The organism is Methylobacterium sp. Leaf100, from assembly GCF_001422845.1.
Classification (GTDB): Bacteria; Pseudomonadota; Alphaproteobacteria; order Rhizobiales; family Beijerinckiaceae; genus Methylobacterium.
Map to the genome: position 1 here is coordinate 547,357 of NZ_LMMW01000001.1, position 26,427 is coordinate 573,783.

General features: G+C 68.8%; 24 protein-coding genes. 10 read left to right on the forward strand and 14 right to left on the reverse strand.

All coding sequences use genetic code 11. The features are described 5' to 3' along the window. Nucleotides 1-156 precede the first annotated feature (156 nt). On the reverse strand, nt 157-1,341 hold the full coding sequence (locus ASF25_RS02645; protein ID WP_056263307.1) for a patatin-like phospholipase family protein: 1,185 nt from the start codon (nt 1,339-1,341) through the stop codon (nt 157-159). Nucleotides 1,342-1,754: 413 nt separating this feature from the next. On the opposite strand from ASF25_RS02645, the gene ASF25_RS02650 reads away from it, so the two are divergent. Together ASF25_RS02650 and ASF25_RS02655 are read left to right on the forward strand one after the other, a co-directional pair. After that, complete coding sequence (locus tag ASF25_RS02650) at nt 1,755-2,888, forward strand: histidine kinase dimerization/phosphoacceptor domain -containing protein (protein WP_056166277.1); 1,134 nt, start codon at nt 1,755-1,757, stop codon at nt 2,886-2,888. Next, a complete protein-coding gene (locus tag ASF25_RS02655) occupies nt 2,885-3,334 on the forward strand; it encodes a response regulator (protein WP_056166270.1) in 450 nt (149 codons plus the stop codon). The genes ASF25_RS02650 and ASF25_RS02655 overlap by 4 nt, the downstream gene beginning before the upstream one ends. A gap of 18 nt (nt 3,335-3,352) precedes the next feature. Here the strand turns inward: ASF25_RS02655 and ASF25_RS02660 are convergent, their stop codons facing one another. Next, complete coding sequence (locus ASF25_RS02660) at nt 3,353-5,233, reverse strand: ABC transporter ATP-binding protein (protein ID WP_056166925.1); 1,881 nt, start codon at nt 5,231-5,233, stop codon at nt 3,353-3,355. 235 nt (nt 5,234-5,468) lie between these two features. Between ASF25_RS02660 and ASF25_RS02665 the strand changes: the two genes are divergently transcribed. The 3 genes from ASF25_RS02665 (at nt 5,469) to ASF25_RS02675 (ending at nt 7,163) form a co-directional block, all read left to right on the forward strand. Next, nucleotides 5,469-6,038, forward strand: coding sequence for a helix-hairpin-helix domain-containing protein (locus ASF25_RS02665; protein WP_056263303.1), 570 nt, complete (start codon nt 5,469-5,471; stop codon nt 6,036-6,038). Nucleotides 6,039-6,123: 85 nt separating this feature from the next. Beyond that, nucleotides 6,124-6,339 carry a hypothetical protein gene (locus ASF25_RS02670; RefSeq protein ID WP_056166264.1) on the forward strand — a complete coding sequence of 72 codons (216 nt, stop codon included), beginning with the start codon at nt 6,124-6,126 and terminating at the stop codon, nt 6,337-6,339. Nucleotides 6,340-6,347: 8 nt separating this feature from the next. Further along, nucleotides 6,348-7,163, forward strand: coding sequence for a metallophosphoesterase (locus ASF25_RS02675; RefSeq protein ID WP_056303053.1), 816 nt, complete (start codon nt 6,348-6,350; stop codon nt 7,161-7,163). Nucleotides 7,164-7,179: 16 nt separating this feature from the next. On the opposite strand, the gene ASF25_RS02680 is transcribed toward ASF25_RS02675, so the two are convergent. Both ASF25_RS02680 and ASF25_RS02685 read right to left on the reverse strand, forming a co-directional pair. After that, nucleotides 7,180-7,785, reverse strand: a complete 606-nt coding sequence (locus ASF25_RS02680) for a GNAT family N-acetyltransferase (protein WP_056303055.1) — start codon at nt 7,783-7,785, stop codon at nt 7,180-7,182. Beyond that, nucleotides 7,785-10,127, reverse strand: a complete 2,343-nt coding sequence (locus tag ASF25_RS02685) for an Orn/Lys/Arg decarboxylase N-terminal domain-containing protein (RefSeq protein ID WP_056166256.1) — start codon at nt 10,125-10,127, stop codon at nt 7,785-7,787. The genes ASF25_RS02680 and ASF25_RS02685 overlap by 1 nt, the downstream gene beginning before the upstream one ends. A gap of 234 nt (nt 10,128-10,361) precedes the next feature. Here ASF25_RS02685 and ppk2 point away from each other — a divergent pair, with 234 nt between their 5' ends. Both ppk2 and ASF25_RS02695 read left to right on the forward strand, forming a co-directional pair. Next, nucleotides 10,362-11,285: a polyphosphate kinase 2 gene (gene ppk2, locus ASF25_RS02690; RefSeq protein ID WP_056303058.1), complete on the forward strand. Its 924-nt coding sequence runs from the start codon at nt 10,362-10,364 to the stop codon at nt 11,283-11,285. A 79-nt stretch (nt 11,286-11,364) separates the two neighbouring features. Continuing rightward, nucleotides 11,365-12,174, forward strand: a complete 810-nt coding sequence (locus ASF25_RS02695; protein ID WP_056303059.1) for an enoyl-CoA hydratase/isomerase family protein — start codon at nt 11,365-11,367, stop codon at nt 12,172-12,174. Nucleotides 12,175-12,181: 7 nt separating this feature from the next. On the opposite strand, the gene ASF25_RS02700 is transcribed toward ASF25_RS02695, so the two are convergent. The 4 genes from ASF25_RS02700 to dctP all read right to left on the reverse strand — a co-directional run bounded on the left by ASF25_RS02700 (nt 12,182) and on the right by dctP (nt 15,902). After that, the gene (locus tag ASF25_RS02700) at nt 12,182-12,499 is read right to left on the reverse strand and encodes a BrnA antitoxin family protein (protein WP_056303062.1); all 318 of its coding nucleotides are present in this window, start codon (nt 12,497-12,499) and stop codon (nt 12,182-12,184) included. A 393-nt stretch (nt 12,500-12,892) separates the two neighbouring features. After that, entirely contained in the window at nt 12,893-14,245 is a 1,353-nt protein-coding gene (locus tag ASF25_RS02705; RefSeq protein WP_056303064.1) for a TRAP transporter large permease, read from the reverse strand. Further along, on the reverse strand, nt 14,242-14,886 hold the full coding sequence (locus tag ASF25_RS02710; protein WP_056166240.1) for a TRAP transporter small permease: 645 nt from the start codon (nt 14,884-14,886) through the stop codon (nt 14,242-14,244). The genes ASF25_RS02705 and ASF25_RS02710 overlap by 4 nt, the downstream gene beginning before the upstream one ends. Further along, nucleotides 14,883-15,902: a TRAP transporter substrate-binding protein DctP gene (gene dctP, locus ASF25_RS02715; RefSeq protein ID WP_056263293.1), complete on the reverse strand. Its 1,020-nt coding sequence runs from the start codon at nt 15,900-15,902 to the stop codon at nt 14,883-14,885. Before dctP ends, ASF25_RS02710 begins: the two co-directional genes overlap by 4 nt. A 196-nt stretch (nt 15,903-16,098) precedes the next feature. On the opposite strand from dctP, the gene ASF25_RS02720 reads away from it, so the two are divergent. Further along, on the forward strand, nt 16,099-16,755 hold the full coding sequence (locus ASF25_RS02720; protein WP_056166922.1) for a GntR family transcriptional regulator: 657 nt from the start codon (nt 16,099-16,101) through the stop codon (nt 16,753-16,755). A 14-nt stretch (nt 16,756-16,769) separates the two neighbouring features. On the opposite strand, the gene ASF25_RS02725 is transcribed toward ASF25_RS02720, so the two are convergent. The 3 genes from ASF25_RS02725 to ASF25_RS02735 all read right to left on the reverse strand — a co-directional run bounded on the left by ASF25_RS02725 (nt 16,770) and on the right by ASF25_RS02735 (nt 20,038). Further along, entirely contained in the window at nt 16,770-17,441 is a 672-nt protein-coding gene (locus ASF25_RS02725; RefSeq protein WP_056166234.1) for a GntR family transcriptional regulator, read from the reverse strand. A 106-nt stretch (nt 17,442-17,547) separates the two neighbouring features. Beyond that, nucleotides 17,548-19,026: a glucose-6-phosphate dehydrogenase gene (gene zwf, locus ASF25_RS02730; protein WP_056166233.1), complete on the reverse strand. Its 1,479-nt coding sequence runs from the start codon at nt 19,024-19,026 to the stop codon at nt 17,548-17,550. 130 nt (nt 19,027-19,156) lie between these two features. Beyond that, nucleotides 19,157-20,038 (reverse strand): SDR family NAD(P)-dependent oxidoreductase, encoded by an 882-nt coding sequence (locus ASF25_RS02735; RefSeq protein ID WP_056263291.1) that lies wholly within the window; start codon nt 20,036-20,038, stop codon nt 19,157-19,159. 137 nt (nt 20,039-20,175) lie between these two features. Between ASF25_RS02735 and ASF25_RS02740 the strand changes: the two genes are divergently transcribed. Next, nucleotides 20,176-21,849: a L,D-transpeptidase family protein gene (locus ASF25_RS02740; protein ID WP_056303066.1), complete on the forward strand. Its 1,674-nt coding sequence runs from the start codon at nt 20,176-20,178 to the stop codon at nt 21,847-21,849. Nucleotides 21,850-21,900: 51 nt separating this feature from the next. Here the strand turns inward: ASF25_RS02740 and ASF25_RS02745 are convergent, their stop codons facing one another. Further along, nucleotides 21,901-22,806 carry a LysR family transcriptional regulator gene (locus ASF25_RS02745; RefSeq protein ID WP_056303068.1) on the reverse strand — a complete coding sequence of 302 codons (906 nt, stop codon included), beginning with the start codon at nt 22,804-22,806 and terminating at the stop codon, nt 21,901-21,903. Nucleotides 22,807-23,056: 250 nt separating this feature from the next. Between ASF25_RS02745 and ASF25_RS02750 the strand changes: the two genes are divergently transcribed. Next, a complete protein-coding gene (locus ASF25_RS02750) occupies nt 23,057-23,416 on the forward strand; it encodes a hypothetical protein (protein WP_056263285.1) in 360 nt (119 codons plus the stop codon). 147 nt (nt 23,417-23,563) lie between these two features. On the opposite strand, the gene ASF25_RS02755 is transcribed toward ASF25_RS02750, so the two are convergent. Then, a complete protein-coding gene (locus tag ASF25_RS02755) occupies nt 23,564-25,339 on the reverse strand; it encodes a monovalent cation:proton antiporter-2 (CPA2) family protein (RefSeq protein ID WP_056166225.1) in 1,776 nt (591 codons plus the stop codon). Nucleotides 25,340-25,399: 60 nt separating this feature from the next. After that, nucleotides 25,400-26,338 carry a pirin family protein gene (locus ASF25_RS02760; RefSeq protein WP_056166222.1) on the reverse strand — a complete coding sequence of 313 codons (939 nt, stop codon included), beginning with the start codon at nt 26,336-26,338 and terminating at the stop codon, nt 25,400-25,402. Nucleotides 26,339-26,427 lie beyond the last annotated feature (89 nt).

Below are 26,427 nucleotides of genomic sequence, written 5' to 3' on the forward strand. Positions count from 1 at the left end.
GGGCGCGGGCTCACGAGCGACCCACGGGGAACCGGCTTCCTATCGCATTGCAGCATGAGACACGAGACCCACCCCCGCAGGGGTGGCCCTCGTTCTCGGCTCCGGAGACCCGGGCCGACCCCAACAGGGGTGGCCCTCGTGATGCGTGGTGCCGCCTCAGCGGGCTTCCGCGACGGTCTTCAGCAGGGGCGCGGTCGGCACGTTCTTGCGCCAGAACGTGCCGGTGCGTCCGGCCTGGAAGCCGCTCTCGTAGAGGCTGCGCATGTAGCCCGTGTCGAAGCCCCGGGCCGCGGTGGTGTTGGGCGCCGATTCGTCGATGTAGGTGAGGTTGAAGCCGATGCCGTTGGACCGGGTGAAGGCGTAGGTCGTAGCCATGGTGGCCCGGCTGCGGGCACGGCTCGCCGTGGTGAATGAGCGCTCGACGATGGACAGGGTGTTGTTCTGCGCGAGGTCGAATTCCGGCTCCAGACGACCGTTGATGATCACGTAGATGTCGGATTTCGCGCCGGCCTTGAAGCGCCCGTCGCGCAGCAGGAACGATTGCGGCAGGGTGAACACCGGCGTCACCACCGAGCCGTCCACATGCATTTCCTGGAACGCACGGCCCTCCGCCTGCACGTCGAGGAGCTGGGGCGGGAACACCGCCGGGATGCTGGCGGAGGCCGTGAGCACGTCCGAGAACAGGTCCAGGGCGGTGGGTCCGCCATTGGTCGCGATGGCGCCCATGTTCCAGATCACGGCGCGCTGGGAATCAAGGTTGGTGGTCACCACGAGGAGGCGGCGGCCCTTGGCGTGCTGGGTGGCGATGGCGGCGAGGAGGTCCGGCGTCACGTAACGGCGGACGAGGTCGCGCAGTCGCCCATCGCCGAACAGGCCGGAGCCGAACAGAACATTGGCGACGCTCGGCGACTGAACCAGGGTGGAGGCGACGCCGCTCGTGTAGATATCCTTGAGGACCGCGTCGTATTCGGGGCCGACGAAGGCGAAGGGTGCGATGAGCGCTCCGGTGGAGACACCCGAGACGAGGGAGAATTCCGGGCGCTTGCCGGATTCCGTCCAGCCGTTGAGAATTCCGGCGCCGTAGGCCCCGTCGCCACCGCCGCCCGACAGGGCGAGATAGGCGAACGGCACCTTCTTGTTCTCGGGCCGGGCGGCCATCTCCGTGAAGGTCGTCTCGGACGCGTCCGCGTAGGCGCGCACGGACAGGTCCATGCCCGGCACCGTGGCGGCGGCGGCCTCGCTCGCCGTGTAGGAAACGCGGGGCGTGGAGCCGCAGGCGCCGAGCTGACCGGCCAGGAGAAGGGCGAGGACGCCGCGCGACCACCCGAGACGACGAGACATCGATATTTCCTAACCGCCCGATCCCACCGGATCTACGTAGCACGAGAACCAGCTTGGCCGTTGGGGTGTTCCGGCCCGTCTCGCTTCTCCGTCGAGGCGTGGTATCGGGGACACATCCGGTCGCCGGCGGCCTGAGGCGTGGTCGCCGCTTCAGGTTACTGGACGGATTGAACTTTCACCCGCGTCCCGAATTTAAAGCGGTGCACGGTCACGGTTACGAACCGGATCGGACTGGCGCCTCCACGAAAACCCGTCACGAAAACCCGTTCGGCGCCATCGCCCGAGGCGCAAACCCTGCGGCTCCGCGCGCCGGGACTTTCGGCAAGCGGGGACACCAAGCGGGTGCACAGCGAGAACGAGCGGCACGAACAGGATCGCCCGGGGGTCCCGGGCCTCCAGCAGAAGGCAGGACGATGGAACGGGACGACGCCTGGCACCTCACGGACGACCTGATGGTTGAGCACGGCAAGGGCGATCCCTTCGCCGCCGCCATTCGCGCGACGCGCATGGCGATGATCGTCACCGATCCGCGCCGGGGCGACAATCCCATCGTGTTCGTCAACGACGCCTTCCTCAGGCTCTCGGGTTATCGCCGAGACGAAATCATGGGCACCAACTGCCGATTCCTGCAGGGCGCCGACACCGATCCCAACGCCGTTCGCCAGATCCGCGAGGCCGTCGATGCGCGGCGCGACATCTCCATCGACATCCTGAACTACCGCAAGGACGGGACGACGTTCTGGAACGCCCTTTACATGAGCCCGGTCATCAACGAGGCGGGCGAACTGCTCTACTTCTTCGCCTCGCAGCTCGACATCACCGAACGCGTCGATGCCCAGAAGCGCATCCAGCACGAGAAGGAACATTTCGAGCGCGAGGTCGGCAAGCGGACACAGGATCTGACCGAGGCGCTGGCGGCGAAGACCATGCTGGTCCACGAGGTCGACCACCGCGTGAAGAACAATCTTCAGATGATCGCCTCGCTCCTGACCATGCAAACCCGTGCCATCGTCGATCCGGCGGCGCGCGAGGCGATGAAGACGATGCTGACCCGGATCGAAGCCCTCGGGACGGTCCACAAGCGGCTGTACCAATCACAGGACGTGCGTCGCTTCGATGTGGCCGAATTCGCCCGCGAGCTCGCCTCCGATCTTGTCCGCGGTTCGGGCCGGGCCGGCATCGGCCTGCATTTCGACCTCGAAGCGGTTGAGGTCCCGGTCGAGAAGGCGCCCCCCATCGCCCTGATCATGAACGAGCTCATCACCAACGCCCTGAAGCACGCTTTTCCGGGCGAAGCGCAGGGCTTGCTGTCCATCGTGGTGAAACCCGACGGCGATCATTTCATCGTCGGGATCTCCGACGACGGGGTCGGGATGCCGCGCGAAGTCCTGGGCAATCGTTCCTTCGGCAAACGCCTCATCGAAAGCTTGGCACGTCAGTTGAACGCGAGTATCGCTTGGCAGCCTGCCAATACCGGAGCGCGGCCCGGAACTTGGATCGACATCCGCCTGCCGCTCGAGACCGCCACCAGCAGGGAGACAGCGTGAGCGAACCCCTTCGGGTCCTGATCGCGGAAGACGAAGCCCTCGTCGCGATGCAGCTCGAATTTCTCCTCGAGGATTGCGGTCACGCGGTCGTCGGGACCGCCGACACGGCACAGGGCGCGATCCGTCTGGCGCGCGAAACCCAGCCCGACATCGTGTTCGTCGATCTGCAATTGCGCGGGGGCTCGTCCGGCCTCGATATCGTCCGGACCCTGCGGGACGAATCCGATGCCATGCTCGTGTTCGTCACCGCCAACGCCCGGCGCTTCTCCGAGGATTTCGAGGGAGCGGTCGGTGTGATCGCCAAACCCTTCAGCGAAGCGGTGATCCTCGATACCATCGCGTATCTGGAGGCCTGCGTGCGCAATCCGCCACCCACCATGGACGCGCCCCTGGGCCTGAACCTGGCCCCGGACTACCGGGCGCAGATGGACAGCCTGCGGGACTGACGCGGGCGCGGGACGGCGTCAGCGATAGCCGGCTGCCTGCAGCTCGAACAGTTCGGCGTATCGGCCGCCCGTGGCCTGCAGTTCGGCATGGGTGCCGGCTTCGAGGACCCGGCCACCATCCAGAACCAGGATGCGGTCGGCCATGCGGACCGTGGAGAAGCGGTGGGAAATGATCACCGCCGTGCGCCCGTGGCTGAGGTCGCGAAAACGCTGGAACACCTCGAACTCGGCCCGTGCGTCGAGGGCTGCCGTGGGCTCGTCGAGGATGAGGATCTCGGCCTCGCGCATGTAGGCGCGGCTGAGCGCGATCTTCTGCCACTGGCCGCCGGAGAGGTCGACGCCTTCGGCGAACAGCTTGCCGAGCGGCTGGTCGTAGGCCAGCGGCAGGCGTGCAATCACGGCGTCGGCCAGACTGCGCCGCGCCGCACGGGCGATGCGCGCCTCGTCGGCGCGGGCCTCGATCCGGCCCACCGCGACGTTCTGGCCGGCGGTGAGGTTGAAGCGCACGAAATCCTGGAAGATCACGCCGATGCGGGCGCGCAGCGCGTCGAGATCGTAGTCCGGGAGAGGGCGTCCATCGAGGAGAACCCGGCCCTCGGTCGGGTCGTAGAGCCGGGTCAGCAGCTTGACGATGGTCGTCTTGCCGGCGCCGTTCTCGCCGACGAGCGCCAGGACCTCGCCGGCGCGAAGATGGAACCCGAGGTGGCGCACCGCCCAGACATCCGTGCCCGGATAGCGGAAGCCCACATCCTCGAAGACGATTCCCTCGACCATACGGTTCGGGAGTGGAATCGGCGAGGCCGGCGAGCGGACGGACGGCACGAGGGCGAAGAACGCGAACAGGTCGTCGAGGTACTGTGCCCCGGAGGCGATCTGCGAGACCCCCTGCAGCAGGCCCTCGATGAGGGAGCGCAGGCGCTGGAACGATCCGGCCAGGAACGCGAGATCCCCGATGGAGAACTGTCCGGCCGCCGTACGCCAGACCAGGGTGGCATAGGCTGCGTAATAGGCGAGACTGCCGAGGGCCGCGAAGCCGCCGCCCCAGGCGGCGCGGCGCAGGGCCAGGTCCCGGTTGTCGGCGATGAGCTTTTCCGCGAGGGCACCGTAACGCTCGGCGATGTAGCCGTTGAGGCCGAACAGCTTCACTTCCTTGGCCGACTCGACGCTGGCACCCAGCGTCCGCAGGTAATCGATCTGTCGCCGCTCCGGCGTGCGTGTCCAGGCGAGGCGGTAGCCCTGGCGGTTGAAGTACGTCTCGTTGAGGAAGGCCGGCACCAGGGCCAGGGCCACGAGGAGGATGAGCCAGGGCGCATAGGCCGCCAACCCGATGGCGAAGGCCGCGAGGGTGATGAGGTCCTGGCCCTGGCCGAAGAGCTGGAACAGCAGGTTCGAGCGGCCGGTGACCTGCCGGCGCGCCCGCTCCAGGCGGTCCTGCTGGGCCGCATCCTCGAACTGGGCGAGATCGAGGTCGGCGGCGTGGCGCATGAGCCGGAGGCTGGCGGCGTTGCCGTAGCGATCGGCGACCAGGCCGTCGACGAGGGTGCTGGCACGGCCCAGAAGATCGGACAGGATCGCCAGTCCGAATTCGAGGACGACGAGTCCGGCGAGGTGCCTCAAGGCCGGATCGGCCATCCAGGCGTCGATGCCGAGGCCGATGGGGTGCGGTCGGGCATGTTCGGCCACGATGGCGTCGAGGATGAGTTTCGCCACGTAGAGCATCGACACGGGCAGGCTCGCCCGGGCGAGCCGCAGGGCGAGGCTCGCCGGCAGCAGGCGCGGGCTCGCGGCGTAGACGAGGCGGGCGAGGGCCGGCAGATGGCGCAGGGCGCCGAAGCGCTCGGCGAGGGCACCGTCCGGCGGCGCGGTGGAGGGAGCGGGGTCGGGACGGGGTGCTGGCATCGGCGCGGACCATGGCGGGGCCGGGCCCATGCGTCGATCCCGGCCGGCGGTGCCGGGCTGTCGCAGGCCGTGGCGCCGGTGCCTTGAGAGATCGGACTATCCCCGTGCGATCGGACGGGTGGCAAAAGGGGCTTTTATCGACAGGAGATTGCCGCCCGTCGCGTCCGCGCCGGGGCATCGACCTGTAACCCATGATAAACGAGGGATCGTTTCTCGTATCCGAGGCCGCCACCGAATGCTCAGCGGTTCAGCCTTCCTGCGGGTCGTGGTTCTCCTGATCGTGGCGGCCGGGCTGGCTGGAATCGTCCAGCGCTACTGGTCGCCCGCGACCGTCGACCCCGATCCGGGGCCCGCGGCCGTGCCGGTGGATCCACCGCGCACCGTGCGCCGTGCCGACCCTGCGCCCGTTCCGGCAGCCCCCCCGGCGCCCGTCCAGCCGATACCGCAGGCCCCTGTCGCATCCGCCGCTCCGATGCCCCCTCCCCTCGCACCGACGCCCACGCCCCCGACGCCGTCCGTGCCCGCCAGATCCGCCCCATCCGCCCCCCTGACGTTCGAGCCCTCGATCGCCGCGGGCGAAGGGGAGGTCGCCAGCGCGTCCGACAATGCCGGCCCGCGCGCCATGGCCATCGCCGATCTCAACACCGCGAGCGTCGCCGAGCTCAACGGGCTCAAGGGCGGGGGCATGATCGGCCGCTCCATCGTGCAGAAGCGGCCCTACGCGTCCGTCGATCAGCTCCTGTCGAAGCGCGTCCTGAGCCGGGCGACCTACGAGCGGATCAAGGATCAGGTCACGGTGCGTTGAGGATGCGGGACGGGTAGCGTCGGGCGCGGCGGGTGCCTACACTGACACCGCGGCGACGCCAGCCGTATCGAGCCCAGGACCGACCATGTTTGCGCAAGCCGGTGGCGTGACCTTCCGCGAGGATCTCGGCGTCGAGGAGACCACCGAGACGGACAACATCGTCCGCTGGGACGGCGAGAAGCTCTACGTGGAGCACGACATCTACCACAACGGCCAGCTGGTTCACCGCAAGTACCGCAAGACCGTCACCGAGCCCGTGGCCCGCGCGCTCCAGGCGATCATCAACCGCGCCCAGCAATAAAACAGGCGTTGCGGCGCCTCGCCCACATCTCGGACCTGCATTTCGGCCGAACGAACCCGGCCGTGGTCGAGGGGCTCATCACAGAACTCAACCGCGATCGTCCCGACCTCGTCATCGCGTCGGGGGATTTCACCATGCGTGCGCGCAGGGTGGAGTACGCGGCGGCCCGGGCCTTCCTGGCACGCCTCGACGCGCCGTGGATCGCCGTGCCGGGCAACCACGACATCTCGCCGTTCCACCTCGTGCAGCGCTTCCTCCGGCCGTTCGCGCGCTACCGCCGCTACATCGCGCCCAGCACGGAGCCGACCCATCTCGACGACGAGATCGGCATCGTCTGCCTCAACACAGTGCGGACCTGGGCGCCCGAGGCCGACTGGTCGCAGGGCAAGATCCGGCGGCGCCAGATCGTGCAGGCCGAGGCGCGGCTCGCCGCCATGCCGGCGCACGTGTTCCGGATCGTGGTGGGACATCACCCGTTCATGCCGCCGCCCTGGGACGAGGAAGCCCGCCTCGTCGGCCGCGCCGACTTGGCGCTCGCCGCGTTCCGGCGCCAGGGCGTCGGACTGACCCTCGCCGGCCACCTCCACCGGCACTACGCCCGGTTCGCCGAAGCCGACGCCTCGGGTGCTGCGAACGACACGGTGGACCGGGGCGTCATGCGGGGCCGACGCGGGCATCTGCTCGCGGTCCAAGCGGGTTCGGCCACCTCGACCCGCCTGCGCGGCTCCGAACCCAACGCCTACAACCGCATCGTCATCGCGGACGGCGCCGCCACCGTGACCGTGCGGCTGTGGCATGGCAGCGGTTGGCGGGACGCCGAGTAGGTTCCTCGGTGACCGGCTATTTGCCGATCCAGTCGTGGCCGGCCACCACCGCCTCGACGGGACGCGTCCAGGTGCCGGGCTGGTCGGTCGCGCCGGAGCCCAGGGCGCACTGTACCATGACGCTGTCGCTCCAGCGGCCGTACTTGTAGCCCACCGCCGGCAGCAGCCCGACGCGCACGAACCCGCAGGCTTCGTGCAGGCGCAACGAGGCCTCGTTCTTCGCGTCGATGTAGCCGATCATCTGGCGGTAGCCGCCGGCCGCGCAGGCCTCGATGAGGGCCGGCAGCAGGCGCCGGCCGATGCCGGCGTGCAGGTGCTCGTGGTGGACGTAGATCGAGTGCTTGAGGGTGTAGCGGTAGGCCGGCCGCTTGCGGAACGGCACCGCGTAGGCGTAGCCGGCCACCACCCCGTCGCGGTCGGCGACGAGGTGCGGCAGGCGCTTCTTGCGCATGGCCTTGCGGCGCTTCTTGAGGTCGTCCGGATGGAGCGGATCCTCCTCGAAATCGCCGACATCGCCGACCCCGCGCCGGATGTGGTGGGCGTAGATGTCCACCATGTCCGCCACGTCGGCATCCGACGAGGGTCGGATGACGAGGTCGGGGTCGCCGGCCAGCGCCGGCATCAGCGGGTCTCGCGCATGACATACGTGTGGAACCGGATGGTGCCGTCCGGATCCACGTTGCGGAACACGCCCTGGATCTCGGCCTCGAACCCGGGGAACAGGTTCGCGGAGCGCTCGAACATCTTGAAATAGTCCAGCATGGGTTTCGCCCGCTCGTCCAATCGCTCGCCCGGCAGCACCGTGCCGATGCCCGGCGGGTAGACCAGAAGCAAGGTCGTCGCCACGCGCCCTTCCGCCTCCGCGATGGGCACGTAATCGACGTTGTTGCGGGTGAGCTGCTGGACCGCTTCCTTGGGCGTCATCACCATCTCGGGCAGGTGCCCCGGCTCGAACTGCTTGCGCTGGAGGGCGCTGGTGCCGGCCTCACGGTGGAAGGCGTGGAAATCGGCGCAGAGATCGCGCAGGCGCACGCCCTTGTAGCGGTTGGGCCGGCGCCGGACGAACTCGGGCATCGCCTCTTCGAGCGGCACGTTGTCGTCGTGCAGGCGCTTGAAGGCGACGAGGCCCGAGATCAGCGTGCCGGCCTTGGAGGATTCGACGCCCGGCGTCAGCAGGAAGAGCAGCGAGTTGAGGTCGTTCTTCTCCGGCACGATACGGTTCTCACGCAGGTACTGGGCGACGATGGGCGCGGGCACGCCGTGCTCGGCGTATTCACCTGTACGCCGGTCGAAGCCCGGGGTGAGCACCGTGAGCTTGTTCGGGTCGGTCATGGCATAATCGGGCACCACGTGCGTGAAGCCGTGCCAGGCCGCGCCCGGAGTCAATTCCCAGTACTTGGCGTTGCTGGCGAGTTCGTCGGTGGAGATGCTCTCCCACGGCACCTTGCCATCCGGGCCCTTCACGGTGTCGGGCACGAAGGGGTCGAAGAACCAGCGGCGGAGGGGATCGCCCTCCTTCTCCTCGAACTCGCGGCGGATGGCCCGGACCTTCTTGCGCCACTCGATGCCGAGCCGAATGGTGTCGTCCCAGAGGACGACGCCGGAGCGGCCCTTCATCATCTGCGCGCCCACATCGAGGGAGGCGAACAGGGGATAGAACGGCGAGGTCGAGGCGTGGACGAGGAAGGTCTCGTTGAAGCGCCGGTGCTCGATGCGGCGGGTCTGGCCGCGGATGTGGCTGTCCTTGGTGTGGATCTGCGAGGCCTGGGAGAAGCTCGCCAGCTGCTTGTGGGTCGATTGCGTGGCGATGATGCCCGGCGAGGTCTCGTCCAGCCCCTTCAGGCCCATGGCGAAGCGCCCGGCGAAGAGCGGGTGGAACTTCATGAAGCCCGCCCAGGCCTCGTCGAACAGGATGTAGTCGCAGAGGTGCCCGATCCGATCGAGGATCATCTGCGCATTGTAGATCGTGCCGTCGTAGGTGCATTGCTCGACCACCGCCACGCGGAACGGGCGCTCGCGCTTCCACGCGTCGGGGTCCTTCACCAGGGGATTGGTGCGGATCTTTTCGCGGATCGCCGTCTCGTCCAGGGCCTCGGCGTACATGGGGCCGATCAACCCGAAGCAGTTGCGATCGGTCTCGAGGAACACCGGTACGGCGCCGCCGAGGAACAGGGCGCCGTGATGCGCGGCCTTGTGGTTGTTGCGGTCGAACAGCACGAGGTCGCCCTCCGCCACCAGGGCCGACAGCACGATCTTGTTCGAGGCCGAGGTGCCATTGAGGACGAAGTAGGTCTTCTCCGCCCCGAAGATGACGGCGGCTTCCTTCTGCGCCTTCAGGGCGGGCCCCTCGTGGACGAGGAGGTCGCCGAGATCGAGGACAGAATTGTCGAGGTCGTCGCGAAAGATCGCCTCGCCGAGGTGCTCGACGAAGATGCGGCCGATGGGCGAGCGGTTGTAGAAGATGCCGCCGTTGTGGCCGGGACAGGTCCAGAGCTGATTGCCCTGCTCGGCGTAGTCGACCAGCGCGCCGAAGAACGGCGTTTTCAGGGTCTCGGCGTATTGCTTCACCCGGCTGACGAGGCCGCGGGCGATGTATTCGGGGGTTTCTTCGGCAAGGAAGATGTAGCCGTCGATGAAGTCCAGCACCTCGACGGGGATGTCTTCCAGGCGCTTGCGGCGGACCATGATCACGATGGGCATTTCCAGCCCGCGTTTCCGCATCAGGTTGATGAGCGCCGCCGCCTTGCCGTCCAGCCCGCGCTTGCCCCAATCCACCACCATGCAGCCGATGGCGGCGTCGGTCTGGACCGCGATGGCCGCATCTTCGACGCGCCGCGCCCGCACCACCTCGAAGCCGAGCTTCTCGATGGAGGTGAGGATTTGCTGGACGCGCACGCCCTCGAGATCGTCCGGATCGAAGTTCGGCGCGCACATCAGCACGGTGAAGCGGCGGAAGAAGTCCATGCGGGAAAAGGCTCCGTGGTGTTTGGCGCGCACCGTTCGCGACGGGACGTGACGCTTCGATGACAGTTGCGGAGGGGCGGCGGCTTTTCGAGGGCGACACGGCCGGGTTCGGCGCCGGCGGCCGGCGGCATCACCCATAGACCGATGGCGCACCGATCGCCCGTAGCAGCACTGTCACACGCGCCTGCTCTAACGCCAGCGATCGGGATTCGAGCGACGGGCGGGACGGCGGCAATGGATCAGGGGCAACGGGCAGGCACCTTCGACATCGAGGCGATCCGCCGTGAAGTCGCCGACGATTTCGACGAAGAACTCGAAATGGAGATGGAGGAGGAGCGTCTCGAACGCCTCGCCGATGCCGTCGGGGACGGTCCACGCGCGCCGCAGATGGACCGCAGGCGCTATTTCCGCGAGCTGTTCCGGCTCCAGCACGAGCTGGTGCGCCTGCAGGATTGGGTGCAGGCTCAGAAGCTGCGCGTCGTCGTGATCTTCGAGGGCCGGGATTCCGCCGGCAAGGGCGGGGCGATCAAGCGCATCACCCAGCGTCTCAACCCCCGCGTCTGCCGCGTCGCCGCCCTGCCGGCCCCGAGCGAGCGCGAGCGCACGCAATGGTACTTCCAGCGCTACGTGACCCACTTGCCCGCCGGCGGCGAGATCGTGCTGTTCGACCGCTCCTGGTACAATCGCGCCGGCGTCGAGCGCGTGATGGGCTTCTGCACGCCCGACGAGGTGGAGGAGTTCTTCCGCTCCGTGCCGGAATTCGAGCGCATGCTGGTGCGCTCAGGGATCATCGTGCTGAAATACTGGTTCTCGATCACCGACGAGGAGCAGGAGCTGCGCTTCACCATGCGGATCCACGATCCGCTGAAGCAGTGGAAGCTCTCGCCGATGGATGTGCAGTCGCGCCGCCTGTGGGAGGATTACACCAAGGCCAAGGAAGTGATGCTCGCCCGCACCCACATCCCCGAGGCGCCGTGGTGGGTGGTCGAGGCCGTGGACAAGAAGAAGGCCCGGCTCAACTGCATCGCCCACCTCCTGTCGCAGATCCCCTACGGCGCGGTGGCGCACCCGGCCGTCCAGCTGCCCGAGCGCGAGCGCCACGACGACTACGCCCGCCAGCCGGTCCCGCCGGAGATGTTCGTGCCGAGCCTGTTCTGAGACGACCGCCCCCGGGTTGATCCGGGCCGCCGGGATGGGCAGACCCGGGGCTGGAATTCCACGCGACCCCGGACCCGCCATGACCAGCCCTGCGCGCGACACCGACGAGCTCCTGTTCACGCAGGACGGGGCCGGCATCGCCCGCCTCGTCCTCAACCGGCCCCAGGCCCGCAACGCCCTCACCTTCGCGATGTATCAGGGGATCATCGACCGCTGCGCGCGGATCGAGGCCGACCCGTCCGTGCGGGTGCTGGTGATCACGGGCGCGGGCGAGAAGGCGTTCGCGGCCGGTACCGACATCGCCCAGTTCCGCGGCTTCGCCTCGGCCCAGGACGCCCTGGACTACGAGCGGTTCATGGACCGGGTGATGGGTGCCCTCGAGCGCCTGCGGGTGCCCGTCATCGCGGCCATCGCGGGGGCCTGCACGGGCGGCGGGGCGGCCATCGCGGCGGCCTGCGACCTGCGGGTCGCCACCCGCGACGCGCGCTTCGGCTTTCCCATCGCGCGGACGCTGGGCAACTGCCTGTCGCTCGCCAACCTGAAGCGCCTCTCCGGGCTCGTCGGCCCGGCCCGGGTCAAGGACATGATCTTCACCGCCCGCCTCGTCGGGGCCGAGGAGGCGCTGGCCATCGGCCTCGTCGGCGAGGTGGTGGCGGATGCAGATGCCCTCGCGGTCCGCGCCACCGAACTCGCCACCCTCGTCGCCGGCCACGCGCCCCTCACCCTCCACGCCACCAAGGAGGGCCTGCGCCGGCTTCAGGACGCCGACGACACGGCCGGCGAGCGCCCCGGTGACGACCTCATCCGCCTCTGCTACACGAGCGCCGATTTTCGCGAGGGAATGGAAGCGTTCCTGGGCAAGCGGGCGCCGGATTGGCGGGGGCGGTGAGAACCGGTCACTTCGGCGGAACGTCCTGGAGCATGGCACGCCGAAGAATCGCGTTCAGCTTCGTCTGGTAGCCGCGCCCGCCCGTCTTGAGCCAAGCGAGCACGTCCGCGTCGAGGCGAACGGTGACCTGAGCCTTGATCGGACGGTAGAACGGATTGCGCTGGGCGTTGGCGAAGAACGCCTCCGTCAGCGGCGGGATATCGCTGTAGTCGATCTCGGAATCCGGCGTCGCGGCGAGCGCCTCCAACTCCGCGCGTTGTTCCGGCGTGAGGGCGGCGGGCCGGGGCAGGTCGAGTTCAAAGATGACGGGATCGGTCTCGTTCATAGCGCTTGCGCTCCTGCCGGTCGGCATGTCTAGCCGAAATGATGCGAACGATCTCCGTTCCATCGTCAGCGTCGAAGATCGTGTGAGCGACCAGCACCATCATGACGCCATCCACGAGGCCGATCGTCTGCTAGCGATACTCACCGTCCTCGATCCGATCCTGCGAACTCGATGCGTAAGGATCGGCAGAGACTCGGGACGCAACCTCGAAGCTGATGCGATGCTTACGCAGATTGCTTTCGGCCTTGGCCGCGTCCCATGCGAAGCGAATCGACTTGCAAAAATGTAACGACAATTTTGTCGTGACACAATGGGGTCGATCTGTGATCAGACGCAAGCGAACGGCCCGAACCAGAGGTCCGGGCCGCCCAGCCGTTTCGAGGCTGGTTCGCCCTAACGCGTGGAGGGCAGCAGCCAGTTCGGCAGCCACAGGGCGATGCCGGGGACGAGGCAGAGGATCAGGATCGCCACCGCCATCAGCATCACGAAGGGCAGCGTGCCCCAGATGATGTCCTTCAGCGGGATGTCGGGGGCGATGTTCTTGATGACGAAAATGTTGAGGCCGACCGGCGGGTGGATCAGGCCCATCTCCATGGTGATGGTCATGACGACGCCGAACCAGACGAGGTCGAACCCGGCGGCCTTCAGGGGCGGCAGGATGATCGGCGCCGTCATCAGGATGATCGAGACCGGCGGCAGGAAGAAGCCGAGCAGGATCACGAGGCCCAGGATCGTCACCAGCAGCACCCAGGGCGAGAGCTGCAGCGCCACGATGGCGTTGGCCGCCGATTGCGAGATGTGGAGGTAGCTCATCACGTAGGCGTAAAGGAGCGACATGCCGATGATGAGCATCAGCATGGTCGATTCCCGCAAGGTGGCGGCGAGGATCGGGTTCACGTCCTTCGGGCGCCAGACGCCGTAGATGACCGCGATGAGGCCGAGCGCCAGGAGACCGCCGAGGCCCGCCGTCTCGGAGGGCGTGGAGTAGCCGCCGTAGAGGGCGACCATGACGCCGGTGAGGAGCACCACGAAGGGCAGCACCCGCGGCAGCGTCGAGAAGCGCTGGCGCATGCTGTAGGTGTCCTCGGCGAGGATCGGCGAGGCGGTGCCGTTGCGCTCGAAGGCGTCCTTCGCGGCCGCGTATTCGGCCCGGAAGCGATAGACCGACCAGGCGGCGAACAGGCCGACCAGCAGCAGGCCCGGCCCGATACCGGCGAGGAACAGGCGCCCGAGCGACTGTTCGGCCGCCACCGCATAGAGGATCATGGTGATGGAGGGCGGCAGCAGGATGCCGAGGGTGCCGCCGGCGGCGATGATGCCGGCGGCGAAGCCCGGCGAGTAGCCGCGCTTCCTCATCTCCGGGATGCCCGCCGAGCCGATGGCCGAGCAGGTGGCGGGCGAGGACCCCGCCATGGCGGCGAACAGCGCGCAGGCGAAGACGTTGGCGATGCCCAGCCCCCCGGGGATGCGGTGCATCCAGGCGTGCATGGCCGAGTAGAGGTCCTGGCCGGCTCGTGAACGGCCGATGGCCGCGCCCTTCAGGATGAAGAGCGGGATCGACAGGAGTGTGATGGAGGCCATCTCCTCGTAGACGTTCTGCGCCACCGTATCGAGGGAGGCGCCCGGCATGAAGAAGTACATGAATGCGAGCGCCACGAAGCCCAGCGCGAAGGCGATGGGGATGCCGGCCAGCATCGCGCTGAGGGTGGCACCCGCGTAGAGGAAGCCGATGGCCGCGACGCTCATGGGTGGGGGCTCGTCTTGAGGGGATCGGCGTTCAGGTCGGCCCCGAGGCCGACCTTCGGGTTCGCCCAGCCGGCGGAACGGGGGCCGTAGTTCAGGGCCTCGGCGATCTGCAGGAGGAACTGCAGGGACAGGAAGCTCATGCCCAAAGCCATGAGGGCGTAGGGAATCCACAGGGGCGGCCCCCACGTCGATTGGGAGACCTGCCCGTCGACCCAGGCTTCGTGGAACAGGCTCCAGCTCTTCCAGGCGAAGAACGTCACGAACACGATGCTGATGATATCGGCCATGAGCAGGCGGGCGCGGTTGACCCGCGGCGAGAGCAGGCCGCTCAGCGCCTCGATGGCGACGTGGCCGCGCTTGGCCTGGACGGCGGCCGCCGAGAAGAAGGTCGCGCCGACGATGAGGAACACCGCCATCTCGTCCTGCCAGTCGGTGGGCTCCTTCAGCCAGTAGCGCACGAACACGCTGTAGCTGAGGACGAGACAGGCCCCGACGAGGGCGAGCCCGCCGAAGATCATCACCACGCCGTTGATCGCTTTCATCCCGCGGTCGATGGCCCCGAGCAGCCCGGGGACGCGAGGTTCGGGCGCGGCCCGTACGGATTCGGAGGCGGCGGAGGCCGCGTCGAAGGCGTGGCTCACGACACCTGCTCCGCCAGCTTGAGGAGCTCGGCGCAGCTCGCGGATTTGCCCGCGAAGTCCTTCCACGCGGTGTCCTTGGCGATGTCGCGCCACTGGCCGAGGGTCTTCTCGTCGAGCTGCTGCACCTTGGCGCCGGCCTTGGCGAACACCTGCTCGACTCGGGTGTCGTCGTCCTTGGCGCCCTTCTGGCCGAAGGCCTCCAGCTCGGCGCCGATGGTCATGATGAGGTCCTGCTGGTCCTTCGGCAGGCGGTCGAACACGATCTTGGACATCATGATCGGCTCCCACATGAGCCAATAGGTGTGCTGAGCCCCCGAGGTAAGGGATTTCGAGAGTTCCTCCAGGCGGAACGAGATCAAGCTGGTGGAGGAGGTGATGACGGCATCGCACGCGCCGGTCTGCATGGCGGCGTAGGATTCGTTCGACGGGATCGAGAGTGTGGCGGCGCCCGCCGCCTTCATCATCAGGTCCATCTCGCGCGAGCCGCCCCGGACCTTGAGGCCCTTGGCGTCGCTGGGCGTGAAGAGCGGCCGGTCGCGGCTGGCGACGCCGCCGGCCTGCCACACCCAGGAGACCACCACGACGCCCTTGGATTCGAGGATCTCGGTCAGCTTGCGGCCGACGGGGGCGGTCTTCCAGGCCGTGGCCTGCGCGTAGGAGGTGACGAGGCCCGGCATCAGGCCGATGTTCATCTCCGGCACCTCGCCGCCGGCGTAGGGGCTCGGGTAAAGGGTCATGTCGAGGGCGCCCTTGCGGATGGCGCCGAACTGGGCGTTCGTCTTCATCAGGGACGAGCCCGGATAGACCTGGAGCTCCAGGGCGCCCTTCGAGCGCTCGGCCAGGGCCGCGGCGAACTTGCGGCACGCGCGGTCGCGAAAGTCGCCCTCGTCGATGGTGCCGCCGGGGAACTGATGCGAGATCTTCAGGGTGGTCGCCGCCCGGGCCCGCGAGCCGAGGGACAGGATGGCGGGCGCGGCGAGACCGGCGGCGACGAGGGTGCGGCGTGTCAACGTCATGGCGTCTTCCTCCTTCGGCAAGCTGGCCGCCCGCCCATTTTGCGGTGCAGCATTTATACTGCGCTGCCCGCTCTTTATACCAGAGAACGACGCCTTGTATATTTTGTCAACCGGGTTGCATAAGGTAGACAGCAGTAACTGTCCCGGCGAAGGGCAGGCCCACGGCGAAGGAACCGGACCGATGGAACCCGAGCGCATGAACCAGTCCCTTCGCCTGCGCCAGACCATCGAGACGGAGATCGTCGACGGCCGCCTCGCCATCGGCGCCCGCCTCGACGAGACGGAACTGGCGGAACGCTTCGGCGTGTCGCGCACGCCGATCCGCGAGGCCCTGCTGCAGCTGGCGATGACGGGACTCGTGGAGATCAAGCCGCGCCGCGGCGCGCTGGTCAGCGCCCCCGACCCGCAGCTTCTCATCGCCATGTTCGAGACCATGGCGGAGATCGAAGCCGCGTGCGGACGCCTCGCCGCGCGCCGCCTGATCCCGGCCGACGAGGCGGCCCTCAAGGCGGCCCTCGCGGCCTGCGCGGCGGCGGCCGAGGCCCAGGATCCGGAGCGCTATTACGACGAGAACTACGTGTTCCACACGGTGGTCTATCAGGCCTGCCGCAACGGGTTCCTCGCCGAGCAGGCCCGGCTGCTGCATCGGCGCCTCGCGCCGTTCCGTCGGATGCAGCTTCGGGCGCGTCACCGCCTCGGGCAGTCGCTCGCCGAACACGAAGCCATCGTGGCCGCCATCGTGGCGGGCGACGAGACGGGCGCGGCGGAGCGGCTGCGCGCCCACGTGATCGTGCAGGGCGACCGATTCTCGGATCTGGTGGCGAGTCTGCGGGCGATCAACGACGCGGCGTGATCGGCGCAGGGGGCTCAGGTCGCGCCGAAATTCTCGGCGATGACCGGGGTCTTGGCGCGGATATGGGCCCGCACGAGCCGGGCCAGGGCCTCGCCGTCGCGGGCATGCAGGAGTTCGATCATCCGCTCGTGCTCGGACACCGCCCGCGCCCATTGCTCCGCCGTCTGGTGCACGGCGTAGCGCGAGCGCTGGATACGCCCCGACAGGCTGGCGTAGAGGCCACCCAGGATCGCGTTGCGGCTCGCCGCCATGATCGCCTCGTGGATCGCGCGGTTGAGACCGAAATACGCCCCCTCCTCCCCGGCCTTCCAGGCGGCCACCATGGCGCGGTGATCGCCCTCGATGCCGGCGATCTCCTCGTCGGTGATGGTGCGGCAGGCGAGATCGGCGGCCGTGGCCTCCAAGCCGGCGATGACCTCGATCATCTCCTCGATCTCGGACTGCGACAGGCTCGCCACCCGCGCACCGCGATTGGGGAGGAGTTCGAGCAGACCTTCCGTCGCCAGGATCTTGATGGCCTCGCGCAAGGGGGTGCGCGAGATGCCGAAGCGCTCGGTCAATTCGCTCTCGTTGATACGAGCGCGCGGCTCGAGTTCACCGGAGCGGATGAGATCGCGCATCCGATCGACGACCTCGTCGTGCAGATAACGCCGGTTGATGCCGATGCCCGGCTCGATCTTGTTCATCAGTCAGCAATTTTAAAAGTCGAAAGGCCTATACTTCCCATTTTAGGAGCCGCCTGTCCAAGTGTCGAGGGACAGGCGGTTCAAATAGGGGTGCTCTCCTATCTCTTCATCGCACTTCTTCGTGCCACGTGCGCCCGTCTCGCTCGATCAGGGCGATGGCGGCCGTCGGCCCCCAGCTTCCGGCCGGATAGGGACGGGGCGGCTCGGGCCGGTCGGCCCAGGCCTTGAGCAGGGAATCGGCCCAGGCCCAGGCGACCTCGACCTCGTCGCGGCGCATGAACAGGGTGGCGTTGCCGCGCACCACGTCCATGAGCAGGCGCTCGTAGGCATCCGGGTAGCGCTGCTTGAAGGTTTCTTCGAAGGAGATGTCGAGGTTGGTGGGCCTGAGGCGCATGCCGCCGGGACCGGGATCCTTCGTCATCACCTCGAGCTTGATCCCCTCCTCCGGCTGGAGCCGGATGACGAGGCGGTTGGGCTCGCGCCCGAACGCCTCCGTGGGGAAGATCGAGAACGGCGAGGCGCGGAACTGCACCACGATCTCGGACAGCTTCTGGGGCAGCCGCTTGCCGGTGCGGAGGTAGAACGGCACCCCGGCCCAGCGCCAGGACTGCACCTCGAGCTTCAGGGCGACGAAGGTCTCCGTCCGGCTCTGGGCGTCGCCGCCGAGATCCGTGCGGTAGCTCTCCACCGGCTGGCCCGCCACGGCGCCGGCCCCGTACTGCCCGCGCACGGTCACGGTCTGCACGTCGTGGGGGGTGATGGGTTTGAGGGCGCGCAGCACCTTGAGCTTCTCGTCGCGCACGGAGTTGGCGTCGAGCGACAGCGGGCTCTCCATCGCCATGAGGCAGAGGAGCTGGAGCATGTGGTTCTGCACCATGTCGCGCAGGGCGCCCGAGGTGTCGTAGTACCCGGCCCGCCCCTCGACGCCGACGGTCTCGCCCACCGTGATCTGGACGTGATCGATGACGTCGGCCGTCCACAGGCGCTCGAAGATGGTGTTGGCGAAGCGCAGGGCCAGCAGGTTCTGGACCGTCTCCTTGCCAAGGTAGTGGTCGATGCGGAAGATCTGCTCCTCGGGAAACACCTCGCCGACGGCGTCGTTGATGGCGCGGGCCGATTTGAGGTCCTTGCCGATGGGCTTTTCCAGCACCACCCGCGACTTCTCGCCGATGAGCCCATGGGCGGCGAGGTTCCGGCAGATGGAGCCGTAGAGGTCGGGCGAGGTGGCGAGGTAGTAGGGCCGCACCTGATCGGGCCGCTCGGCGAGCTTGGCGGCGAGATCCTCCCAGCCGTCGTCGCCGGCCCCGTCCACGGCGACGTAGTCGAGGTGGTCGAGGAACGCGGACAGCCTGTCCTCGGCTACATCGGCGGCCGGTACGAAGCGCTTGATGGCGTCGCGCGCCCGCTCGCGGAACGCCTCGGCGCTCATCTCCGAGCGCGAGGCGCCGATGATCCGGCTGGTGCCGGGGATCTGCCCGTCCTTGAACCGATAGTAGAGCGCCGGCAGGAGCTTGCGCGTGGTCAGGTCGCCGGTGGCGCCGAACACGACGCAATCGAAGGAGGCGACGGGGATGATGGTGGCCAAGGGCGGCTCCCGGGTTCGGTTCGCACGGGGTCCGTGGGGCCGGGCCTGCCCGGCCACCCACGGAGCGTGGCGCAAGGCTTAGACCGCAAGCAAGAGCTTCGCCAGCGGGCGCTCCCCTATGTCCGGGGGCCTACGTCTTCATGAATGCCGCGAACGCCTCCGAGAAATCCGGGTGCCAGCGCGACAGGGCCGGGCGGTTCTCGATGAGGTCGCCGGCGGCCCAGGCGATGCGCTTCTCGTCCTGCGCGCGGGTGGTCTCGTTGTCCGGACACAGGATGTAGAAGTCGCCGCGCGCCATCCCGGCGAGGAGGAAATCCACGGTCTCCTCCGGCGTCCAGGCGCCCGCCGGCTTCTCGGCCACGCCGCGGGCCCGGGTCAGGCCCGTATAGACGAAGCCCGGGATGAGCAGATGGGCGCTGACCTGCGCGCCCGTGCGGTTCCGCAGGTCGTGCGCGAGGGCCTCCGTCACCGCCTTCACGCCCGCCTTCGACACGTTGTAGGGCGTGTTGCCGGGCGGCGTGGTGATGCCCTGCTTCGAGCCGGTGACCACGATGGCGCCGGGCTCGGGCCCGTCGATCATCGCCGGCGCGAAGGCGTGGAGGCCGTTGATCACGCCCCACAGGTTGGTGTCGAGGATGCGCCGCCAGGTGTCGGCGTCCGAGAACAGGGTGCCGCCCGCCTCGATGCCCGCGTTGAGCAGGACGAGGGCCGGCGGTCCCTCGGCCGAGGCCACGTCCCGCAGGGCCTCCACGGCGTGCCGGTCGCCCACATCCGTCGCGAGCGCCCGGATCGGGGCGCTCCCCGGGGCGGCCGCCGCCACCGTGGCGCGCGCGCCCTCGAGGGCGTCGCCGGGCAGATCCGCGAGCCACACGGCCATGCCGGCGGCGGCGAAGCGCGTGGCGGCGGCGAGGCCGATCCCGCTCGCCGCTCCGGTGACGACGGCGGTGCCGCCCGCGCGAAGGGCCGGATGCTCCCCTGAACCCCGGCCGACCCGAGCGTCGCTCGCCTGCATGCCCGTCTCCCCATGTGCGGTTTCGCCCATGAGGTAGGGCGTGTGGGCAGAGGCGTCACGGGCGCGGCCGGCATGGCAGGGGATTGGTAACCCTCGCGCCGCATGGTCGTGGACGATAGTCGCTTCGGGGATCCGCGATGCTTTCGCGCCACGTTCTCTTCGTTACCGCCCTGTGCGCGAGCCTGTCGGCCCTCGCCGCCGCCACGGGGGCGATGGCGCAGGACGCGCCCGTGCCGCCGAAACCCGTTCCGTCGAAGCCGCTCGCGAAGCCCAGGATCAAGGCCGAGCCGGCCAGAAGCGAGACTCCCAAGAGCGAAGCCTCGACGAACGAGGCCCCGCGCCTCGATCCCCTGGCGGCTTCGGCCCCGGCCACGCCGGCCGTGCAGGCCATCGTACCGGTGGGCACGCCGGATGCCGGGACTCTGGCCAAGGAGGCGGCTTCGAAGGAGGCGGCGCCCAAGAAGTCGCGCGAGTTGCCGCCCCTCGTGGTCGCCCGCGTCTCGGCCGATCCGGCGCCCACGCTCAGCCCCGCCACCTTCCTCGACACCCTGAAGATGGCCGATCGCTATCAGGCCATGGCGGATGCCGGCGGGTGGGCGAGCCTGCCGCCGGGCCTCGTGGTCAAGGCCGGGGCCCGCGATCCCGCGATTCCCGCCCTCCGGAAGCACCTCGCGCTGGTCGGCGATCTGCCCGCCGACGCGCCGGCCTCGGACCTTCTCGATGCGCCCCTGGTGGCGGCGGTGAAGAGCTTCCAGGCCCGGCACGGCCTGCCCGAGACCGGCTTCATCGGCCGCCAGACCGTGGCGGCGCTCAACGTGCCGGCGGCCACCCGCCAGCGCCAGCTCGCCGCGTCGGCCGCCCGGCAGATCGGGTCGACCTTCGCCTTCGGCGACCGCTACGTGGTGGTGAACATCCCCTCCGCCACCGTCGAGGCTGTAGAGCGCGGCGTCGTGGTGCGCCGGTACGTCGCCGTGGTCGGAAAGCCCGACAAGGCGACGCCGCGCATCGAGGCCCGCATCACCGACGTGAACCTCAACCCGACCTGGACCCTCCCGGTCTCGATCATCAAGAAGGAGATCATCCCGAAGATGCGGAAAGACCCGGGCTACCTCGCCCGCGAGCGCATCCGCATCCTCGGCCCCGGCGGCGTGGAGGTCGATCCGACCACCCTCGACTGGGCCAGCGAGAAGGCGGCGAACTACACCCTACGGCAGGATTCCGGCCTCGACAATTCCCTCGGCCAGGTCCGCATCGACATGCCGAACAAACAGGCGGTCTACATGCACGACACGCCCTCGAAATCCTTGTTCGCCCGCGAAGTGCGGTTCCACTCCCACGGCTGCGTGCGGGTGGCGCAGGTGAAGGAACTGGCCGGCTGGCTGCTCGAGGGCACCCCCGGCCCGAACGGCGGCGCCTCGACCTGGGGTCCCATGGAGATCGAGAGCCACATCGCCACCAACGAGCGCCTCGACATCAAGCTGCCGAAACAGATCCCCGTGACCTTCGTGTACCTCACGGGCTACGCGACACCGGACGGCCGCGCGCATTTCCGCGACGACATCTACGGCATCGACAGCCCGGCGGTACCGATGCCCGAGGTGGCGACCACGGGCTCGATCACGCCGCGCCCGACGGGCCGGGCCATGAAGCCGGCCGCCGCCGGGATCGTGTCGCCCCAGGCGGGACCGGTGAGGACGGCGACGCCCAAGGTTGCGCCGCCGAAGGTCGCGCCCGCTCTGCCCACCGGTCCCGTTCCACCGGGCCCGATCCCGCCCGGATCGATCCCCTTCGCCGCTTCACCCGCCCGATAGGATTCCCGGCGCACGGGCGAACGTCACCGGTGGGCGCAGGGGTGACCGCACTCACCGCGCGCCGGTCCGGATCTCCTCCGCGAACCGCACGCTGCCGAGACGCACCAGGGCGATGAAGTTCTCGATCAGGGGCGCCCGTGCCTTCGTCCACAGAGCGTGCACGTCGGCCCGGATCGGCCGTCCGGCGATCGGTCGATAGACGACGTCCCGGTGCGCCAGCCGCGCGACGAATTCCGGAATGATGGCGAGGCCCAGCCCCGCCGCCACGAGACTGGTCAGGGACGCGGCCTCGACCACCTGATGCGAGATCCGGGGCGTGAAGCCCGCCTCAACGCAGCAGGTCCAGAGGTACTTGGCGAACAGCGAATCGTGGAGCCGCAGGAAGACGAAGTTCTCCGCCGCGAGGTCCGTTAGGGCGATCGTCTCCGTCGCGAGCCGATGCCCCCTCGGCAGGACGAGGCGGACGGCCTCCTCCCAGGCCAGTTCGCTGACGAGATCCAGGTCCCGCGGCGGGCAGCGCAGGAAGCTGACATCGGTCCGCCCGGTCCTCAGGGCCGCGATCTGCCGGTCGGGCGACATCTCGTGGATCCGCAGATCGACGTCGGGATAGCGTTCCGCGAACACGCGGATCGAGGCGCCCAGGGGCCCGGCCAGCATCGAGCCCGTCAGCCCCACATTGATGATGCCGGCCGTGCCGGCGCCGATGGCCCGCGCCCGGCCCATGGCCTCGCCGGCCTTCGCCAGAATGGCGAGGGCTTCGATTCGGAAGTCCTGGCCGGCGGGCGTCAAGGAGACGCGGCGCGTCGTGCGCTCGAACAGCTCGGTCCCGATCTCGGCCTCGAGATCCTTGATCTGCTGGCTCAACGGCGGCTGCGCGACGCCGAGACTCTCGGCAGCCGCCGTGAAGCTGAGATGTTCGGCCACGGCCACGAAGTAGCGCAGATGACGCAGTTCCATAGGGAAAATTCACGATCCGTGCGTTTCGATGGGCTACGACCAAACGCCTCTTCCGCATCCCTGCACCGAAGTGAGCTTCCCGGAAACGGCAACGAGGCTTTCCCGCATCGTCCGGTCTCCGTCTCGGACCGACCGGCATTCCCTCCACCAAGACCTTCAACCCCTTGCTCCGGCGTCGCGAACCCGTGCCCTTCACCGAACCGTCATATCCGCCTCAGTGCCGCCAAGCTGGCCCTGCACACCGGCTGCCATGACGAACCTCGCCCGGCCCCTCGCATGGCTTCTCCTGGCCGCTCTGATCTTCGCGACCCTGGCCCCCATCGGGCTGCGGCCGGTGAGCGGCGCGCCCGTCGGCCTGGAGCGGTTCGGCGCGTTCGCCGCCCTCGGCTTCCTGTTCGCCTACGGATACCCGCAGCGACGCTGGGAGGTCCTGGCTCTGGTCACCCTGGCGGGAGCCGGGCTGGAGGCTCTCCAGATGATCGAGGCGACACGGCATGGCCGGATGGGCGACTTCCTCGTGAAGGGCGCCGGAGGGGGGTTCGGCGTGGCGATGGCGATGGCGCTGACCCGGGTCTCGGCGCGCGCCGGGAGTCTCGGCGGGCGGCCCTGACGATTCCGCCCCTCGGCTTCCCGGGCAAAGCGCCCGGTGACGGCGGCGGCGGATCTCGGCACGTGGCGCCGGCCATGCGACGGCGCCTCGTCCCAGCGAGGAGGTATGCCGACGCGGCGAACGAGCCCTGTTCCTCGCGCGCATCCCTTACGGAGAATCGCCGGGGGCCTTCGGCGCGTGGTGCGAGTTCCCCTGGATCAGGTCGCGTCCGGCGTAGAGGCCGCCCACCGTTTCCAGGTCGAGGCGCTCCACGTCCCGGCGGCGGACTTCGGCCATGACCGCGTGCGCGGCGTCCGGATCGTCGCCGATGGTGAGCAGGGCCTGCTCGCCGAAAGCCAGGGCCGATTCGAACGTCTCCCGGAGCTGATACGCGACGCCCGCCTGGATGAGCGCGATGGCGTGCTCGCGATCCCGGGCCCGGGCAAGGACCGGAACCAGGGGGAATTCGGCCCGCGCGATCGCGGCGATCCGCTTGGCGGCGTCGCGGTCGTCGATGCAGATCAGGATCGTCCGCGCGGTCGCGGCGCCCGCCGCATGCAGGATGTCGAGGCGTGTCCCATCGCCGTAATAGACCTTGAACCCGAACGCCTCGGCCACGCGGATCTGCGCGGGATCGGTGTCGATGATGGAGACGGAGCACCCCCGCGAGATCAACGGCTGGCTGACGACCTGCCCGAAGCGCCCGAACCCGATGATCAGGGCGCTGCCGACGAGGTTCTCCGGAACCTCGACGCCGTCCGTCGATACGGACGCTTTCGGTCCGAGGCGGTCGTAGGCGATCACCATCAGGGGGGTGAGCGCCATGGAGAGGATGACGGTCGCGGTCAGGATCGCGTTGGTGGTGCCGTCGATGATCCCGACGCCCGCGGCGGCGGCGTACAGCACGAAGGCGAACTCGCCGCCCTGCGCCATCAGGGCCGCCCGCTCGACGCCCTCGGCGTGGGACGCCCGCAGGAGACGCGCGATCCCGTAGATGACGACGCTCTTCACCACCATGTAGGCGGCGACGCCCGTCAGGATGAGCGCCCAGTTCGCCCCGATCACGGTGAGATCGAGGGACATGCCGACGCCGAGGAAGAACAGGCCGAGCAGGATGCCGCGGAACGGCTCGACATCGGCCTCCAGCTGATGCCGGAAACTCGATTCCGAGAGCAGCACCCCGGCCAGGAACGCGCCCATGGCCATGGACAGTCCGCCGAACTGCATGGCCAGCGCCGAGCCGAGCACGACGAGCAGCGCCGCCGCGGTCATCACCTCCCGCGCCTTCGACGCCGCCAGCAGGCGGAACATCGGATTGAGCAGCCAGCGTCCCGCCGCGACCAGGGCGGCCACGGACAGGAGCGCGAGGCCGATGGCGTAGGCCCGGTCGGCCGTACTCGCCGCTGCGCCGCCCGGCGCGAGGAACGCGACGATGGCGAGGAGGGGCACGATGGCGAGATCCTCCAGCAGCAGGATCGCGACGATGCGCTGTCCCTTCGGGGTCGAAAGGGACCCGCGCTCTTCGAGGAGCTGCATGACGATGGCCGTCGACGTCAGCACGAAGCCGGTCCCGGCCACGAACGCCACGGCCGGGGACAAGCCCAGGGCGAGGCCGACGAGGGTCAGGGCTGCGATGCAGGCTCCGACCTGCGCCAGCCCGAGGCCGAAGATCTCGCGCCGCATGCCCCAGAGCCGCGACGGCTCCATCTCCAGGCCGATGAGGAACAGGAACATCACCACGCCGAGTTCGGCCACGTGCAGGATCGCGTGCGCGTCCGTGAACAGGCCGAGGCCGAACGGGCCGATGCACAACCCCGCCACGAGGTAACCGAGGACGGAGCCGAGACCGATGCGCTTGAACAGCGGGACGGCGATCACGCCCGCCGCCAGGAGCGCGACGACCTGGACGAGTTCGCCGGCAGCGCCGGATGCTTCAGCAGCCATGAAGTCTCGATCTCGGTGACGGGGGATTCGGACCGGGCATGGCCGGCCGCGCAGGCACGCTCAAGGGTAGCGGACGGGCGCGGGGGTTTCAGGCAGGGGGATGAACTCGGATTCACCCGGAACCGTGTCGAAGCGGGCCTGGCGCCAATCCTCCTTGGCCTGCTCGATTCGCTCGGGACGCGACGAGACGAAGTTCCACCAGAGGTGGCGCGGCCCATCCATGGGTTCGCCGCCCAGCACCATGAAACGGGCGGCCTCGGTCGCCCGCACGCTGATGCGGTCGCCGGGTCGAAAGACGAGAAGCTGGCCCGGCCCGAAGCCGTCGCCGGCGATCTCGATGGCGCCCGAGACCGTGTAGATCGCCCGCTCGTCGTAGGTCGGGTCGAGGGGCAGGACCGCGCCGGCCTCCAGGGCCACGTCTGCGTAGACCATGGGGCTTGAGGTCCGTACCGGGGATCTCGCACCGAAGGCCTCGCCGGCGATGAGCCGGACGGTCTTGCCCTCTCCGGTCAGGACCGGCAGCGCCCCGGCCTCGTAATGCTCGAACGCGGGGGCGGTCTCCTCGTCCCGGCCGCTGAGGGCGACCCAGCTCTGGAGCCCGAACAGCGTCGAACCGGTCTTCCGGAGGTCACGTCCCGTCCGCTCCGAATGGGTGATGCCCCGGCCCGCCGTCATCCAGTTCAATTCGCCCGGGCGGATGGGCAGTTCGGTCCCGAGGCTGTCCCGGTGCATGATCTCGCCCTCGAACAGGTAGGTCACGGTGGACAGGCCGATATGGGGATGGGGCCGCACGTCCATGCCCTGGCCGAGCAGGAACTCGGACGGCCCCATCTGGTCGAAGAAGATGAACGGCCCGACCATCCGACACTCGGTGGACGGCAGGGCCCTGCGCACGGCGAACGAACCGAGGTCGCGCGAGCGCGGGACGATCAGGGTCTTGATCGCGTCGCAGGTGAAATGATCGCCCGGGATCGGATCGTCGGCACCGTGCCAGCTCATGGGGTGATCTCCTGTCTGTGATGTTCGGTCAAGACCGGCTCGCTTGCTCCGGCGTCCCGACGAGGATGCGGACCGGCGCGCTCGCGCCG

Coding starts and splice junctions, on each gene's coding strand:
- ASF25_RS02645 (WP_056263307.1), bottom strand. CDS start 1,341: ATGTCTCGTCGTCTCGGGTGGTCGCGCGGCGTCCTCGCCCTTCTCCTG.
- ASF25_RS02650 (WP_056166277.1), top strand. CDS start 1,755: ATGGAACGGGACGACGCCTGGCACCTCACGGACGACCTGATGGTTGAG.
- ASF25_RS02660 (WP_056166925.1), bottom strand. CDS start 5,233: ATGCCAGCACCCCGTCCCGACCCCGCTCCCTCCACCGCGCCGCCGGAC.
- ASF25_RS02665 (WP_056263303.1), top strand. CDS start 5,469: ATGCTCAGCGGTTCAGCCTTCCTGCGGGTCGTGGTTCTCCTGATCGTG.
- ASF25_RS02670 (WP_056166264.1), top strand. CDS start 6,124: ATGTTTGCGCAAGCCGGTGGCGTGACCTTCCGCGAGGATCTCGGCGTC.
- ASF25_RS02680 (WP_056303055.1), bottom strand. CDS start 7,785: ATGCCGGCGCTGGCCGGCGACCCCGACCTCGTCATCCGACCCTCGTCG.
- ASF25_RS02685 (WP_056166256.1), bottom strand. CDS start 10,127: ATGGACTTCTTCCGCCGCTTCACCGTGCTGATGTGCGCGCCGAACTTC.
- ppk2 (WP_056303058.1), top strand. CDS start 10,362: ATGGATCAGGGGCAACGGGCAGGCACCTTCGACATCGAGGCGATCCGC.
- ASF25_RS02695 (WP_056303059.1), top strand. CDS start 11,365: ATGACCAGCCCTGCGCGCGACACCGACGAGCTCCTGTTCACGCAGGAC.
- ASF25_RS02700 (WP_056303062.1), bottom strand. CDS start 12,499: ATGAACGAGACCGATCCCGTCATCTTTGAACTCGACCTGCCCCGGCCC.
- ASF25_RS02705 (WP_056303064.1), bottom strand. CDS start 14,245: ATGAGCGTCGCGGCCATCGGCTTCCTCTACGCGGGTGCCACCCTCAGC.
- dctP (WP_056263293.1), bottom strand. CDS start 15,902: ATGACGTTGACACGCCGCACCCTCGTCGCCGCCGGTCTCGCCGCGCCC.
- ASF25_RS02720 (WP_056166922.1), top strand. CDS start 16,099: ATGAACCAGTCCCTTCGCCTGCGCCAGACCATCGAGACGGAGATCGTC.
- ASF25_RS02725 (WP_056166234.1), bottom strand. CDS start 17,441: ATGAACAAGATCGAGCCGGGCATCGGCATCAACCGGCGTTATCTGCAC.
- ASF25_RS02735 (WP_056263291.1), bottom strand. CDS start 20,038: ATGCAGGCGAGCGACGCTCGGGTCGGCCGGGGTTCAGGGGAGCATCCG.
- ASF25_RS02740 (WP_056303066.1), top strand. CDS start 20,176: ATGCTTTCGCGCCACGTTCTCTTCGTTACCGCCCTGTGCGCGAGCCTG.
- ASF25_RS02745 (WP_056303068.1), bottom strand. CDS start 22,806: ATGGAACTGCGTCATCTGCGCTACTTCGTGGCCGTGGCCGAACATCTC.
- ASF25_RS02750 (WP_056263285.1), top strand. CDS start 23,057: ATGACGAACCTCGCCCGGCCCCTCGCATGGCTTCTCCTGGCCGCTCTG.
- ASF25_RS02755 (WP_056166225.1), bottom strand. CDS start 25,339: ATGGCTGCTGAAGCATCCGGCGCTGCCGGCGAACTCGTCCAGGTCGTC.
- ASF25_RS02760 (WP_056166222.1), bottom strand. CDS start 26,338: ATGAGCTGGCACGGTGCCGACGATCCGATCCCGGGCGATCATTTCACC.